The organism is Streptomyces sp. NPDC059477 (assembly GCF_042749375.1).
In the GTDB taxonomy this organism is placed as follows: domain Bacteria; phylum Actinomycetota; class Actinomycetes; order Streptomycetales; family Streptomycetaceae; genus Streptomyces.
This window is the reverse complement of sequence record NZ_JBHYUG010000015.1, coordinates 30,533-45,290: the sequence shown is the minus strand read 5'-3', so window position 1 is coordinate 45,290 and position 14,758 is coordinate 30,533. Positions and strand designations below refer to the sequence as shown.

Annotated in this window: 12 protein-coding genes and 1 pseudogene; 12 read left to right on the top strand and 1 reads right to left on the bottom strand. The window is 70.5% G+C overall.

Annotation, left to right across the window (positions count from 1 at the left end; all coding sequences use genetic code 11):
* The first annotated feature begins 30 nt into the window (after positions 1-30).
* From ACFXAZ_RS10695 to ACFXAZ_RS10645, 11 genes and pseudogenes are all read left to right on the top strand, one after another.
* Entirely contained in the window at positions 31-1,707 is a 1,677-nt protein-coding gene (locus ACFXAZ_RS10695) for a DUF885 domain-containing protein (protein ID WP_384587509.1), read from the top strand.
* A 275-nt stretch (positions 1,708-1,982) separates the two neighbouring features.
* On the top strand, positions 1,983-3,485 hold the full coding sequence (locus tag ACFXAZ_RS10690) for an MFS transporter (RefSeq protein WP_384587506.1): 1,503 nt from the start codon (positions 1,983-1,985) through the stop codon (positions 3,483-3,485).
* Between the two features lie 152 nt (positions 3,486-3,637).
* Positions 3,638-5,032, top strand: a complete 1,395-nt coding sequence (locus ACFXAZ_RS10685; protein ID WP_384587503.1) for an alpha/beta hydrolase — start codon at positions 3,638-3,640, stop codon at positions 5,030-5,032.
* A gap of 116 nt (positions 5,033-5,148) precedes the next feature.
* Positions 5,149-6,186 carry a dipeptidase gene (locus ACFXAZ_RS10680; protein WP_384587500.1) on the top strand — a complete coding sequence of 346 codons (1,038 nt, stop codon included), beginning with the start codon at positions 5,149-5,151 and terminating at the stop codon, positions 6,184-6,186.
* A complete protein-coding gene (locus ACFXAZ_RS10675; protein ID WP_384587497.1) occupies positions 6,183-7,334 on the top strand; it encodes a M20 family metallopeptidase in 1,152 nt (383 codons plus the stop codon). Before ACFXAZ_RS10680 ends, ACFXAZ_RS10675 begins: the two co-directional genes overlap by 4 nt.
* A 2-nt stretch (positions 7,335-7,336) precedes the next feature.
* Positions 7,337-8,272, top strand: a complete 936-nt coding sequence (locus ACFXAZ_RS10670; RefSeq protein ID WP_384587494.1) for a GNAT family N-acetyltransferase — start codon at positions 7,337-7,339, stop codon at positions 8,270-8,272.
* Between the two features lie 17 nt (positions 8,273-8,289).
* A complete protein-coding gene (menC, locus tag ACFXAZ_RS10665; RefSeq protein WP_384587491.1) occupies positions 8,290-9,390 on the top strand; it encodes an o-succinylbenzoate synthase in 1,101 nt (366 codons plus the stop codon).
* Between the two features lie 6 nt (positions 9,391-9,396).
* Positions 9,397-9,591, top strand: a pseudogene (locus ACFXAZ_RS10660) (hypothetical protein); the annotation flags it as partial.
* A 276-nt stretch (positions 9,592-9,867) separates the two neighbouring features.
* Positions 9,868-10,077 (top strand): hypothetical protein, encoded by a 210-nt coding sequence (locus ACFXAZ_RS10655; RefSeq protein WP_384587728.1) that lies wholly within the window; start codon positions 9,868-9,870, stop codon positions 10,075-10,077.
* 128 nt (positions 10,078-10,205) lie between these two features.
* Positions 10,206-10,817, top strand: coding sequence for a restriction endonuclease (locus ACFXAZ_RS10650; protein WP_384587488.1), 612 nt, complete (start codon positions 10,206-10,208; stop codon positions 10,815-10,817).
* 669 nt (positions 10,818-11,486) lie between these two features.
* Positions 11,487-12,008, top strand: a complete 522-nt coding sequence (locus ACFXAZ_RS10645; protein ID WP_384587485.1) for an SET domain-containing protein-lysine N-methyltransferase — start codon at positions 11,487-11,489, stop codon at positions 12,006-12,008.
* A 477-nt stretch (positions 12,009-12,485) separates the two neighbouring features.
* Here the strand turns inward: ACFXAZ_RS10645 and ACFXAZ_RS10640 are convergent, their stop codons facing one another.
* Positions 12,486-13,145 carry a TetR/AcrR family transcriptional regulator gene (locus tag ACFXAZ_RS10640; protein WP_384587482.1) on the bottom strand — a complete coding sequence of 220 codons (660 nt, stop codon included), beginning with the start codon at positions 13,143-13,145 and terminating at the stop codon, positions 12,486-12,488.
* Positions 13,146-13,336: 191 nt separating this feature from the next.
* On the opposite strand from ACFXAZ_RS10640, the gene ACFXAZ_RS10635 reads away from it, so the two are divergent.
* A complete protein-coding gene (locus tag ACFXAZ_RS10635; protein ID WP_384587479.1) occupies positions 13,337-14,455 on the top strand; it encodes a serine hydrolase domain-containing protein in 1,119 nt (372 codons plus the stop codon).
* Positions 14,456-14,758 lie beyond the last annotated feature (303 nt).

The window sequence follows — 14,758 nt, the reverse complement described above, 5'->3', positions numbered from 1 at the left end:
CCGTCGCACTGCCGACATCGGGAGCAACACATGGCTGAGCAGGACCATCAAGCGGAACTTTCCGATCTGGCCGCGGAGTACTTCGCCGCGGAGATGGCGTTCGACCCGTTCGCCGCGCCCCTCATGGGGGTCGCCGGTCACGCCCACGAGGTGCCCGACCCGTCGCCGGAGGCTGCCGCAAGGCATCGGGCCGGTCTGCTCGATCTGGGGAAGCGGCTGACCGCCGTACCCCGGGAAGACCTGACCGGTGAGGACCGGGTCACCTACGGCGTCCTGCGCAGTCTGATCGACTGCGGTGCGAGCGAGATCGAGCACGGGCTCACCGACTTCGCGGTCTCCGCCAGTGTCACGGCCCCCCAGAATCTTGTCTTCCAGTCGCTCGCCATGACCCCCGTGGACGGCGCGGGCGCACCGGACTACCTGGAGCGGCTGGCCGCGCTGCCCGGATTCTTCGACAGCACGCTCCGGTGCCACCAGGAGGCGGCGGCGCAGGGCCGCCGCCCCCTGCGCAGCGGTGTGGACAGCGCGCTGGCCCAGCTGGACGGCCACCTCGCCATCGATCTCGACGATGACGCCATGGTGCGGACCGTGCAGGGCATGCCGGAGCAGGAGAAGGGCCGCGCACTGGTCCGGGATGTGGTGCGACCGTCCATCCTGCGGTACCGCGAGGGCCTCGCCGGGCTCGCCGACGCCGCCCGGCCGGACTCCGAGGCGGGAGTGTGCCATGTCCCCGGGGGGATCGAGGCGTACGCGGACGCCGTCGGACGGCACACCCGGCCCGGCCTGAGCCCGGAGGAGGTGCACCGGATCGGACGGGAGACCGTGGCCGCGCTGCGCGAGGAGTTCGCCGAGCTGGGCGCCAAGGTACTGAGGACCGGGACCGCCGAGGAGACGCTGGCCGCCCTGCGGGAGGACCCGTCACTGCGGTTCTCCCGGGCACAGGAGATCGTCGCCCTGGTCGAAGAGGCGCTGGAGCGCGCCCGGGGGGCCGCTCCCGCCTGGTTCCGCCCCTATGACATCGGCGACTGCGTGACCCGCGAGGTCGACCCGCTCTCCGCCGAGACCGCGCCGCTGGCGTACTACCAGCCGCCCGGCGGGCCAGGGCTGCCGGGCACCCACTGGATCAACACGATCCGTCCCGAGACGAAGTTCCGGTACGAGTACGAGGCGCTCGCCTTCCACGAGAGCATCCCCGGCCATCACCTCCAGCTCGCCGTCGCCCAGACCCTGCGTGAGCTGCCCGAGTTCCGCCGGAAGTCGGCGGGCCAGATGACCGCGCACCTGGAGGGCTGGGGCCTGTACACCGAGCGCCTCGCCGACGAGATGGGCCTCTACAGCTCGTACCTCACCCGGTTCGGGATGCTGTCGCTGGACGCGGTCCGCGCCTGCCGGCTGGTCGTGGACACCGGGATGCACCACTTCGGCTGGTCCCGCAAGCAGGCCATCGCCTACATGCAGGACAACACGGCCACCACCAAGGCCAACGTCCGCAACGAGATCGACCGTTACATCGCCTGGCCCGGCCAGGCCACCGCCTACATGATCGGCCGCCGCGAGATCCTCGCCCAGCGCGAACGCGCCCGCCACGCCCTCGGCGACCGTTTCGACATCAGGGACTTCCACCACGAGGTCATCGGCCACGGCGCCGTGCCGCTCGGTGTCCTCGACGAACTGGTCACCGACTGGATCACCACGGTCCGGGGCTGATCACCTACTGGATCGCCACGGCCGCCTCTGGATCGCCTACTGGATCACCGCCTCCAGGGGCCGATCACAGACGGAACCACCGCAGCCCGAAGCTGATCACCGGCCGGATCACCCCAGCCCGGGACCGATCACCGACCGGACCACCATCGCGCGGGGCCGATCACCGACCGGACGGCCTCCACCGCCTCCACCCATGTACGGGGCTCCTCAACCGGCAGTACCCAGGACCGTCGCCGCCGCTCGCCCTCACCCATCCTCGGAGACCCGGAGCACTCATGTCCGAGACAGTCGCACCACCCAGCGTCGCGTCACCACAGTCCGGCACCTCTGTCCTCGCCCTGACGGCCGTGTTCGTCGTCGTCACCGGGCTGCTGGACTCCATGCTGCTGCCCGCGCTGCCCGTCATCCAGGCCGCTCTGGTGCTCACCACGGCTGAAGGCGCCCTGCTGCTCAGCTCGATCGCCATCACCGCGTCGCTGGCGGTTCCGCTCGTGGGTTCCCTGGCCGACCGCTACGGCGGCCGGCGCATGCTGCTCGCCGTGGGCTGTGCGGGGGTGGCCGGGGCGTCGCTGTCCGCGATCACCCAGTCCTTCCCCCTGTTGATCGCCGCACTGGCGATCCAGGGCATCGGTACCGCCGTCCTGCCGCTGGGCTTTGTCATCGTGCGGGAGCATTTCCCGGAGCAGAAACGTTCGTTCGGTATCGGTCTGCTGGTCGGGCTGTTCTCCTTCGGTGGCGGCGTCGGCGTGGTGCTCGCGGGGCCCATCGCCGAGAACCTGTCCTGGCGGTGGATCTTCGGCCTGCCCGCCATCGTCATCGCCGTGGCCACCCTGATCGCCTACTGGATCATGCCCCGTACCGCCCCCTCACCAGGTGGCGCGGCACTGGACGGCATCGCGGGCAAGGCCCCGGACACCGGCGCCGGCAGGATCGACTGGGCCGGCGCCGCGCTGCTCGCGGCCACCCTGTTCTGTCTGACGTTCGCCCTGTCGAAAGTGTCCGACTGGGGCTGGTCGTCCCCGCTCGTGCTGGGGCTGTTCGCCGCGTTCCCGGCCCTCGGGGCGCTCTGGGTGCGGGCCGAACTCCGTGTCGAGAACCCGATCGTCAATGTGCGGTTCCTCCGGCGTCCCGCGGTGCTCAGCGGCACGCTGGCCGCTCTGGTGCTCGGCCTGGGCTACGCGGTGTCGGTGCTGTCCATCCCGCAGATCGTGCTCGCCCCCGAACAGTCCGGCTACGGGCTCGGCGGGACGATCACCGACACCGGCCTGTACATGCTTCCCGCCGCTCTGGTCTCCGTACTGATCGGGCCACTGGCCGGCATGCTCTGCCGCCGCCTGGGCTCCCGCACGGTCCTCATCGCCGGACTCGTGATCGCCACGGCCTGCCTGGTGTTCGCCGCCTACCGGCACAGCGAGCCATGGCACCTGATCCTGCTCGTGGTCCTGCTCGGCGTCGGCGGGGCCATGAGCGGCACCGCCCTCTACAACGGAACCGTGGAATCCGTGGAGCCCAAGGACACCGGCGCGGCCACCGGCATCAACCTCATCGCCCGGTCCGTCGGCATGCTCCTCGGCGTGCAGATCGCCGCGGCGATCATCTCCCGCTACGCCGAAGGGTCGCCGATCCCGGTGCCCACGGACGCGAGCTACACCAACACCTTCCTGGCCGGGGGAGCCATCACCGCGCTCGCCATCCTGCTCGCCTGGCGGGTCCCCGGACGAGGGACGGCCACCTCGCCCCGGCCCACCGCCGAACCGGCCCCCACTGTCCACGCCTGACCCGGTCCCGGTCCCGGTCCCGGACCCGGAATCTCACACGTCGCACCCATCGCACCCATCGCACCCATCGCACCCATCGCACCCGGACCGGGCCACCATCCCTGCCGGTTCTCCGGTGAACCGACTCCCGATCACCGCACGAGGAGCTAAACGTGACCGCATCCGCATCCGCATCCGCATCCGCATCCGCATCCGCACCCGCATCCGCACCCGCATCCGCACTCGCCCCCCAGCTCCTGAGCGCTGTCGCGGCCGGCCATGACGGAGCCCTCGAAGCGCTCACCGACGCCCTGACCAAGGCGGGCGGACCGCTGCTCGACGCGCTCCCCGACGGCGGCTATCTCGTCACCTTCGTCTGGATCGGCCCGGCCGAGCAGATCGCGGTCGCCTCCCAGCTCACCATGGACGACGAGGGCCGGGTGGCACAGATGGAGAGGGTCGCGGGCACCGATGTCTGGTACCTGTCGCTCCCGGTCACCGACGACCGTCTGTCGGTCCTGTACACCTTCGCCGTCAACGACCCGAGCACCAGGGTGTCGACGGACGACATGATGAAACTCTTCCAGGAGGAGAACACGCTGCACGAATTCGCCCTCCAGCGTGCCCGCTGTTCGCACCACGATCCGTTCAACCCCGACCGCGTCACCGCCGACATCATCCACCTGGGTCCCGAGTTCGATCAGCACGCCAAGGACTCCGTCCTCACCCTTCCCGGCGCGGACACCGAGACCTGGTTCGGCCCCAGCCGCACCCCCGGCACCCTCACCGAACACCAGGTGCGTTCCGAGGTGTTCGGCAACGAGCGGACCATCACCGTCTACACCCCCGCCGGGTACGAGCGCGGCCGGGGCGACTACCCCCTGGTGTTCCTCCTCGACGGCGAGTACCAGGTGGAGAACTACCCGGAAATCCTCGACAACCTCATCGAGGCCGGAGCGATCCCGCCGACCGTCGCAGCCTTCGTGCACAACAAGAACCCCATGTCACGCATGGTGGAGATGTGCTGCAACCCCGATCTCGTGACCCAGTACGCCGACGAACTCCTGCCCTGGCTGCGCGCCGAGTACGGCGCCGGCGAGGACCCGTCCCGTACGGTCGCCACGGGCGCCAGCTACGGCGGCCTCGGCTCGGTCTGGCTCGCCCACAGCAGGCCCGACGCCATCGGCAGGGTGCTCTCCCTCTCCGGGTCCCACTGGTGGGGCCAGAAGGACGGCTTCGGCGGCGACGAGAGCACGCACTCCATGGGCCGCGACGCCGAACCCGAGTGGCTCACCCGGCAGATCGCCGCCGACCCCGTGACCCCCACCCGCTACTGGGTGAGCGCCGGAACGCTGGAGAACCAGCCACTGCCCTTCGGCATCACCCTGCTCGCCGCCAACCGCCATCTGCGCAGCGTGCTGACCGCCAAGGGCTACGACGTCGCGTACGACGAGTTCCCCGGCGCCCATGAACACGCAGGCTGGCGGCGCGCCTTCGCCAATGGCCTGCGCCATCTCCTGGGCGACTCGGCCGCGAAGGACCCCGGTACCGCCGGGCCCCAGCACTGACCCCGAGTGCAGCTTCCCGTACCCGCCCCGGCCACCGCCCGGCAGCCGGCTGACCCCGCCGAGCGAGCCGTCGCCGCCGCACCGCCCCGAGCCACCACACACCGGAAGGCCGCGAAGTGACCGCCGACCTCCACCACCGAGCCGTCGTCGCCGACACCCACAACGACCTCCTGGAAGCGGTGACCGCCCGGCCTCCGGCCCGCTGGGCGGAGTTCTTCCGCGAGCGCTGGTTGCCCCAGCTCCAGGCCGGCGGGGTCGACATCCAGGTACTGCCCGTCTTCATCGACGACCCGTACCGTCCCGAAGGCGCACTGCGCCGCACCTTGCGCATGATCGAGGCCGCCCATGTGCTGGCCGAGGGCAACGCGGACACCGTGACACTGTGCCGCGACGGCGACGAGATCGACGCCGCGCTCGCGGAGTCGAAGATCGCGCTCGTCCTGGCCCTGGAGAGCGCACCCGGCATCGACGCGGACATCGAGCTGTTCCACACTCTTCACCGCCTGGACGTGCGCATGGCGTCCCTCGCCCACTGGGGCCGTACCCCGCTGGCGGACGGCAGCGGCGAGGACGCCACCGGCTCCAGACTGACCGCGGCAGGGGTGCGGGCCCTGGCGGAGATGGAACGCATCGGCATGATCTTCGATGTGTCCCACCTCGGCGCCGCCGGAGTGGGACACGTCCTCGAACTCGCCACCCGCCCCCTCATCGCCTCCCACTCCGCCGCCCGCGCCCTGCGCGACCATCACCGCAACCTCACCGACGACCAGATCCGGGGCATCGCCGCCACCGGCGGAATCGTCTGTGTCAACTTCCTGCCCGCCTTCCTCGACACCGACCCCGAGGCACGGACGGTGGAGCGGCTGGGGGACCACATCGAGCACGTGGCGTCCGTCGTGGGCATCGACCACGTCGGCATCGGCCCCGACTTCGTGTACGAGGTCATCACCGATGTCACCCCGCCCTGCTGCGAGGACCTCGCCTACGGGGAGATCGACCCGCTCGCCGTCCTGCCGGGCCTCGAAGGCCCCTCCGGGCTGCCCCTCGTGACAGCCGAACTCATCCGCCGGGGCCGCTCCGAGACCGACATCGGCAAGATCATGGGAGGCAATGTGCACCGCCTCCTGCGCGCGGAACTGGGGCGGCCGAGATGAACGGGCGAACCACCCTGACCATGGGAAACAGCGGGCAAGTGGCCCGGATGCTGGCCGATCTCGAACATCTCGTGGTCTGCGAGTCGTACTCATCCGACCTGGAGGCGGTCGCCCGCAGCGCGGTGGTCGTGGCGGAGGTGGGTTCCCGGCTCCTCGGGACCGCGCCGAAGACGCTGGTCGTCGACGGAGTCACCCATCTGCGCTGGACGTTCGGCACGCCCCGGGTGCTGCTGGTGGGGCACCACGACACGGTGTGGCCGATCGGCTCGCTCGCCACCCACCCCTGGTCGGTCGCGGACGGGATCGCCCGGGGGCCGGGCGTCTTCGACATGAAGGCCGGACTGGTGCAACTGTTCCACGCCGTGGCGTCGCTGCCCTCTCCGGACGGTGTCCGCGTGCTGATCACCGGGGACGAGGAACTGGGTTCGGCCACCTCCAGCACACTGATCGAGGAGTCCGCGCGCGGCTGCGCCGCCGCGTTCGTCCTGGAGGCCTCGGCCGACGGCGGCGCGCTCAAAACCGCGCGCAAGGGGGCTTCCCGGTACGAGATCGTCGTCAGCGGCAAGGCCGCGCACGCCGGCCTCGAACCCGAGAAGGGGGCCAATGCCGCCGTCGAGGCAGCCCACCAGATTCTCGCCGTCAACGCGCTCGGCCCACTCATGAACCAGGGACTCCCCGAAGCCCATGGCCCGCGCGCCACCACCGTCACCCCCACGCTCTTGTCGGCGGGCACCACGGAGAACACCGTGCCGGACCGGGCCACCCTCCGCGTGGACGTCCGGGTGCCGACCACCACTGCCCAGCGACGGGTCGACGAACTGATCCGCGCCCTGCCCACCCGTACCCCCGGCACCCGGCTCGACATCCTCGGCGGTCCCGACCGGCCACCGCTGGAGGCCACATCGTCCGCGACCCTGTTCACGCTCGCGCAGCAGGCGGCGGCGCGCCTCGGCATGGAACCGCTGCGGGGTGTGGCGGTCGGCGGAGTCTCCGACGGCAACCTCACCGCCGGGGTGGGCTGCCCGACCCTGGACGGCCTCGGAGCCGTCGGCGGCGGCGCACACGCCGATGACGAACACATCGTCGTCGCCCACCTGCCACAACGAACCGCCCTCCTCGCCGAACTGATCAAGGCAGTACGCACATGAACATGAAAGAGAACGCCACAGTGAGGAACGGAGCAGGGGACGGGACGTGCGGCGGGGCCGGGACGGGGACGGGGACTGGGAGTGCGACCGGGACGGAGGACAGGACCGGCGACGGGCTCGTCGTCCGCGAACTCCACGGCCTCGACGAGTGCCGGGACATCCATCGACTCTTCCACGACATCTGGCACTTCGAGCCGGACCTGAGCCCGCTCAGCGTCGAACTGATCCTCGCGCTGGCCCACTCCGGAAACTATGTGGCCGGCGCCTACCAAGGCTCCCGTCTGGTCGGCGCGTCTGTCGCCTTTCTCGCGGCCCCACCGGGCCAGGCACTGCACTCCCACATCACCGGCGTGCGCGGGGGACGCGGAATCGGTCTCGCGCTCAAACTGCACCAGCGCACCTGGGCACTCCGCCACGGACTGACCCGCATCACCTGGACCTTCGACCCCCTGGTCCGCCGGAACGCCTACTTCAACCTGGTCAAACTCGGCGCCACCCTGGCCTCCTACCACCAGGACTTCTACGGCCCCCTGCCCGACTCCCGCAACGGCACCGACGACTCCGACCGAGCAGTCGTCCACTGGCGACTCGACATCCCGGCGACACCGGAACACCACCCCGAGAGCACCCTCCCCGCTCTGCCGGTGCTCACCATGGCGGACGACGGCCACCCACTGCCGCTGCCCTCCCGGCTGACGGCCGGAGCCCGATTCGTACGGATCGATCTCCCGCCCGACATCGAGGGCCTGCGCCGCACCGATCCGGCCGCCGCCACCGCCTGGCGCCTTGCCGTACGCGACGCACTCGGCCGCCTGCTGGACGCGGGCGCCCGCGTCACCGGGTTCCACGGCCGCTCCGGCTACCTCCTCGACCGTCGTCCCCCCGCCACCGGAACATCCGCCCGACCGGCCCACACCCTGGAGTCACCGAACCGATGAAGGTCAAGGGAGAACCGATGAAGGTCAAGGGAATTGAACTCCGCCGCATCGCCATGCCCCTCAAGGCCCCCTTCCGCACCTCCTTCGGCGTCGAGTACGCCCGCGACATCCTGCTGCTGCGGGTGGAGACCCCCGACGGCGAAGGCTGGGGCGAGTGCGTCGCCATGTCCGAACCCCGTTACAACTGCGAGTACGTGGACGGCGCGGCCGAAGTCCTCCGCCGCTTCCTCATCCCTGCCCTCCCCGACCATGTCACCGCCGCTACCGTCGCCACCGCGCTCGAACCCTTCAAGGGGCACCGGATGGCGAAAGCCGCCCTCGAAAGCGCCCTGCTGGACGCTCAATTGCGTGCGGGCGGCGAATCCTTCGCCTCCTATCTCGGCGCCGTCCGCGACCGGGTGCCCAGCGGAGTCTCCGTCGGCATCATGGACTCCATCCCCGAACTGCTGGACGCGGTGGAGGGCTTCGTCGCCGAGGGCTACCTCCGGATCAAACTGAAGATCGCACCCGGCTGGGACATCACACCGATCGCCGCCGTACGGGAACGCTTCGGCGACGCCCTGCTCCTCCAGGCCGACGCCAACGCCGCCTACACACTCGCCGACGCACGGCACCTCGAACAGCTCGACCCCTTCGGACTTCTTTTCATCGAGCAACCCCTCGCCGACGACGACCTCGTCCAGCACGCTCACCTCGCCCGCCGCCTCGCCACCCCCGTATGCCTGGACGAGTCCATCGAATCCGCCGCGCACGCCGCCGCGGCCATCTCCCTGGGCGCCTGCTCCGTCGTCAACATCAAACCCGGCCGGGTCGGCGGCTACCTCGAAGCCCGCCGCATCCATGACCTGTGCCGGGCCCACGGAATCGCCGTGTGGTGCGGCGGAATGATCGAAACCGGAATCGGTCGCGCCGCCAACGTCGCCCTCGCGGCCCTCCCGGGCTTCACCCTCCCCGGCGACACCTCCGCCTCCAGCCGCTACTACGCCACGGACATCACCGCACCCTTCGCACTCGACAACGGCCACCTCTCGGTACCCACCGGACCCGGCACCGGCGTGGAACCACTACCGGACGTACTCGCCGAAGTGACCACGTCCACGGAATGGATCACCGTCTAGTACGGAATGGATCACCGTCCGGTGCCAGAGCCCGGCGTCCAGCGCATCGCCCTCCTCGACGCCCCGGCCGTGCTCGGCTGGGAGCGGTGGCGGGAGATCGAAGCCCGTTGCACCATCGGCCTGATGGAGGACCGGCTCGCCGGCGCGATGGCCGCGGGCCGCATCCCTCCGCAGACGACCCGCCCCCTGGCCGTCGTCCTCGTCGGCGCCCGGGACGCCGAGCGGACGCACCCAGGCGTGATCACCGTGTCGCGGTGCTCCGGCAGGGCGTTCCCCTCTCGAACGGGGACACGTGGCCGGCCGTCATCCCGGGTACACCCGGCTGTTCGGTATCCGGCCAGGTCCGACGGGTTTGTGCCATTCGCCATCAAACCCGCCTCCAACATCACCGCGGCGCCGCTACAACAAGAAGGTCCGGGGACGGCGTGCTGTTGTCCCCGTGTGGTGACGGCCGGTCGACGGGGGAGGTCTGGACGGTTGCTGTCCATCAATGTGGCGGTGCTGCTCGCGGTCATCGTGGTCCTGAGGCTGCGGCGGCGTACGCAGTCCCGCAGCCGCTCCGACGAGAAACTGACCGTGGTCATCGTCCTGGCACTGGGAGTCCTGATCGCTCCCACCCCGGTGGGCCAGGGAATCCTGAGCTTCCTCGGGCAGCTCGCGGGCGGCGTCACACAGGCCAGCCGATGAGCCCCCGAGCACCGCGCCGGGGCCGGTCGGCCCGGTCGGCCACGACCAGGCGCCCTCCCGCGCGGCGGCGCACCCGCGGGCCCGGCAGACGGCGGCAGCGCACGGACGACCGACTGGCTGGCCTCCTCATGGCCGCGGCCGTGGCCGTCACCCTGGTCGTGGTCGTCGTCGACTGGCTGCTGGCCCACTGGTGGGTCATGGCCGCCACCGGCGTGCTCGCGGCGGTGACGGCCGGCGTCCGGCTCCACCAGAGGCGGCAACGGGCGCGATGGGCGGCGGTCCGGGCACGGGGCCTGCGCTACGAACTGGCCCAGCTCGACGCCCTGCACCACACCAAGTTCGAGGACGCGGTACGGGACCTGATGCGCCGTGACGGCTGCCCGGACGCGGTCCGGGTCGGGGGCGGCGGGGACCTGGGCGCCGACGTGAAGGCCACCGACCCCTACGGACGCCGTTGGGTGATCCAGTGCAAACACCGGCGCAACGGCCTCGCCGGCTCCGCGGTCGGTACCCCCGACCTCCAGGTCCTCAACGGCACCGCCCGCCAGGTCCACGGCGCCGACATCGCCGTCATCGTGACCAACGGCCGCGTCACCGCGCCCGCCGTGGACTTCGCGAAGCAACAGCGCCTCCACGTCGTCGACCGCCACACCCTCGCCCTATGGGCCTCCGGCTCACGCCCCTTGTGGGAACTGCTCCGGGCCGTCCCACCGCCCCGCAGACCGACCACCTACTCCTGAGCGGCCCGCCACCCCGTCCGGCATCGCTGCCGTTGACCGTTTCGGCGGGGACGACCGAGTACCGAGATAGGTGCAGCAGGCCGGACCACGGCGACCTCATCGCCGTACTGATCGCCCGCAGCGCGGCAACCGAGGACGACCGCAGGGTGCGGGCGCGCGCAGTTCCTCGAAAGGCATGAAGGCCGGGCAGGTCGTCGGCTCGAAGCGCCGTACCCGCTCGGGTGGAATCGCTCGGAGGACCGGGGTGAGGCCGGCCGCCGTATGCCCCAGTGCGTGCTCGCCGGGATGGCCGCCCCGCGTCGAGCACCCGTACCCGCACGCTCCTGGACGGGCACCCCAGCCACCCGGACCTGCCCACGGACCTTGCCGACGGCCACTACTTCGCGAACTGACCGGGCCTCGACTTCCCGGCATCGGCAGGGACGCCGCACCCGCGGTCGTACGGGAGCGGTCGATGAACGGCGTACGTGGGCTCGATTCGGTCTTCGTCGATGGGCTGGGACTCAGGAGCACTGTAGCGTCGGGAGTGTCACGCCAGTTGAGCGTCTTTCGGACGATCGGTCGGGAAGATCATTGGTGCCATGCCTTGAGGGTGGTCCCCGGCGTGGGGAACCCGCTTCATCCGTGATCGGCTCGGGGGCAGAGCTGATCTTGCAGAGAGCAGGCAGCGTGAACGACGGCTACGAACTCCAGCGAACCGATGCCAAAGGGGAAGGCGTCTTCGCCACCCGGTCCTTCCGGGTCGGCGAGATAGTGATGGTCGGTGTCATCGACCGCGAGTTGGACCGCAACCACTCCCATGCCTCCCAGATCGGCGAGAATCGGTTCGTCCTGCACGGCGGGCTCATCCCCAAGGTGAACCACTCGTGCGAGCCGAACTGCGGAATCCGCCCCAACGCCAGCGGCGCTCACAACTTCGTCGCCCGCCAGTCCATTCCCGCAGGTCAGGAGATCACCTTCGACTACGCGATGCGCAACTACTCGGTCGAACACTTCGCGGCCCACTGCCAGTGCGGTTCGCCGGACTGCCGGGACCGCATCACCGGCTGGAAGAACCTACCCGCCGCGCGCAAAGCGGACTACCACGGCTTCGCCGCCCCCTACCTGACCGACATCGACAACCAGCGTGCTACCGAGCAGGTCGGACAGGCGGTGCGGATAGGGCGAGGGACGCCGCCCAGGGTCCGGTGACCTGACCGAGAGGGCATTGACTGCCTCCCTGCAAGGCGGCGAGGCGGATGTTCCGGTGGGCCTCGCACCAGCAGCACAGGCGGCAGTGGCCGGACTTCCACGGCTGCTGTCGTCCTGAGGGGTGCGCCCCATCGACCCGCTCTGCCACGGAATGTCGCGACAGTCGACGCGGTCCGGCGCGCGAAGGCGAACCGACGGAGTACGAGCGCCTGCTGGAGCGTCAGGAGGAGCTTGATCAGCGGGCCGTCGTGGAGAACGCCGCCGCCCAGCACAACGCCTGTCTCGCGGTGGGAGCCTCCGCCTCCGCGTCCACCGGCACGGCGATCCCGGGGTTCTCCGTGTCGCGGCCACCAGTGTCACGCTCGCGTGGTTGGGCGGTGGGTCCCGCGCATACCGGTCGGCCTCGCGGGCGTCCAGGGCTGCGGTCACCGACCCGCCACTGCGCACCAATACGCTGAACACGACCTCACACAGACCCTAGCCCGGGCTGATCGTGGACTCGATGTGGGCGAGTTGGGCTGCGAGGATCTCCTCGAACGCGGCGCGGCGGTCCACCACGAGGGGACGGACATCGCGGGCGAAGTGGGCCAGGGCCGGGAAGCGTTCGGGATCAGCGCCGAGTACCGCGACGCGGAACAGCTCCATACCCTGTTCGTGCTCCTCGGGGGTGACGGCGCTGACCCCGGCCTCGGAGGCGATCAGCGCGGCGACGAGGACCGCGATCCGGTGGTAACGCGCCGGGATCTCCTCATCGGGCAGTCCCGACGACCGCAGAGCTTGCAGGGCCTCTTCCATGACCAGCCGGGAGCCGGTGCCACTGGACACATGGCGTCCCCAGACCGCCGCGAGCTGGGGCTGCTGGCCGAAGGCCTCTCTCACGCGCAGGGCCAGGGCCGTGAGGCGCTGCTTCCAGTCCCCCTCGGGGCGGTAGCCGTCCATCGCGGCCAGGAGAATCCGGTCGGCGACCGCGCGCAGCAGTTCGGTCTTGCTGCGGAAGTGCCGGTAGAGGCTGGAGGAATCGGTCCCCAGCACCGCGGCGAGCTTGCGCACGCTGAACGACTCGGCGTCGCTCGTGCGCAGCAGCTCCGCCGCCGCATCCAGGATCTCCTCGGTCGACCAGCGCCTTCGGCCTGCCATCGCACCCCTCTCTCCGAGATTCAGCCTAACCTATGCACTCGGTGTTGCGCGCACCGCGTGCATACTGGAGACGGGAGCGTGCCGAGCGGCCCGGAATCGGGCGGACCGGCATGCCACCCATGCCCTGCTACCCGGGGCAGGCAATCGATGTGAAGCACAGCCTCCCTGCGAAGACGAGAGGACGCGTGTCCATGAGGAATCCACTGAATCCCGCGCAACTGAACGCCGCCCTGGAAAACGTCCACCGGGCTGGGATGCCGGGCCTGTTCGCCGAGGTGCGTGACGGCGAGCAGATCTGGCGCGGCGCCGCTGGGGTGGCCGATGTCTCCACCGGCCGCCCCGTCACCGCCGACATGCGGCACCGCGTCGGCAGCGTCACCAAGACCTTCACCGCCGCCGCGGTCCTACAGCAGGCCGAGCGTGGTGAGCTAGGTCTTGATGCGCCGATCGGCCGGTTCCTTCCGAGGCTGGTTCCCGGAGCACGCGGTGACGCGATCACGGTCCGTATGCTGATCAACCACACCAGCGGCCTCGCCGAGTACCTCCCCCATGCCTACCCTTCCCTCAAGGCGTTCCCCGTCCTCGCTGACACCGGGCCCCAGAGCCTGGACGACCACCGGCTCACACGGTTTCACTCCACCGAACTGATCGAGATGGGAGTCACCGCACCTGCCGTCGGCACCCCGGGCGGCACCCCGGGGGTGTACTCCAACACCAACTATCTGCTCCTCGGCGAACTCCTGGGAAAGGTGACCGGCACCACGGCCGAACGGTGCATCACCCGGAACGTCATCGAGCGCGCCGGGCTCCAGGACACCGAGTTCCCCACCGGACCGTACGTCGACGGGCCGCACTCGCAGCTGTACGAGGCGTGGTTCGGCATGATCGACCCGCCGCGCGACTACAGCGTCTTCGACATGTCATGGGTGGGGCCGTCGGCCTCGCTGATATCAACCGTCGCGGACATCAACTCCTTCTACGGCATGCTGCTGGCCGGAGAGATCGTGAACCCGTCGTCGCTCGCGCACATGCGACGCACCGTCCCGGTCATCTCCCAGGAGGGACGGACCATCGACTACGGCCTCGGCCTGCACCCGATGGAAAGTCCAGGTCAAGGCGTCTTCTGGGGCCATGGCGGCACGGTCTGGGGCGGTGGAACCCTGTCCATGACCCGTGCCGACGGCAAACGGCAGATGACGGTGGCGGTGAACCTCCAGAGGTGGAACAGGCTCGACTCCTCCGGCGTGCCCCAACCCCACCCCATCGACGAGGCGCTTGCGGCTCTCCACCACGTTGCGATGTACGGCTGACCGGGCCCGTTTCAGCAAGCCGGCGCCAACCCCACCGCCGGCCTCGGCGGCGAAGCACACAACGTCTCCTCAACGGCCAGGCACCGCCTCACCGAGGCGCTGGGGAAGGCATCTCCTGCTCGGCGTGTCAGGGGGCGCCTGTCAACACTGAGTGCGTGCCGTCGCAGAGCGCCTTCTGCGAGCGCACAGCAGAGGTCGCCGATCGCGTCCGGGCCACCGGCCGCGCCCCGGGGGGGGGGGCGGCCGCGCGCGCGCGGTGGCGGGGGGGGCGAGCGGGGTCGGCGCGGGCGGGCCGGGGCCCCC

Bases quoted from the DNA above. Each gene is read 5' to 3' on its own strand.
- ACFXAZ_RS10695 (WP_384587509.1), top strand. From the start codon at position 31: ATGGCTGAGCAGGACCATCAAGCGGAACTTTCCGATCTGGCCGCGGAG.
- ACFXAZ_RS10690 (WP_384587506.1), top strand. From the start codon at position 1,983: ATGTCCGAGACAGTCGCACCACCCAGCGTCGCGTCACCACAGTCCGGC.
- ACFXAZ_RS10675 (WP_384587497.1), top strand. From the start codon at position 6,183: ATGAACGGGCGAACCACCCTGACCATGGGAAACAGCGGGCAAGTGGCC.
- ACFXAZ_RS10670 (WP_384587494.1), top strand. From the start codon at position 7,337: ATGAAAGAGAACGCCACAGTGAGGAACGGAGCAGGGGACGGGACGTGC.
- menC (WP_384587491.1), top strand. From the start codon at position 8,290: ATGAAGGTCAAGGGAATTGAACTCCGCCGCATCGCCATGCCCCTCAAG.
- ACFXAZ_RS10650 (WP_384587488.1), top strand. From the start codon at position 10,206: ATGGCCGCGGCCGTGGCCGTCACCCTGGTCGTGGTCGTCGTCGACTGG.
- ACFXAZ_RS10640 (WP_384587482.1), bottom strand. From the start codon at position 13,145: ATGGCAGGCCGAAGGCGCTGGTCGACCGAGGAGATCCTGGATGCGGCG.
- ACFXAZ_RS10635 (WP_384587479.1), top strand. From the start codon at position 13,337: ATGAGGAATCCACTGAATCCCGCGCAACTGAACGCCGCCCTGGAAAAC.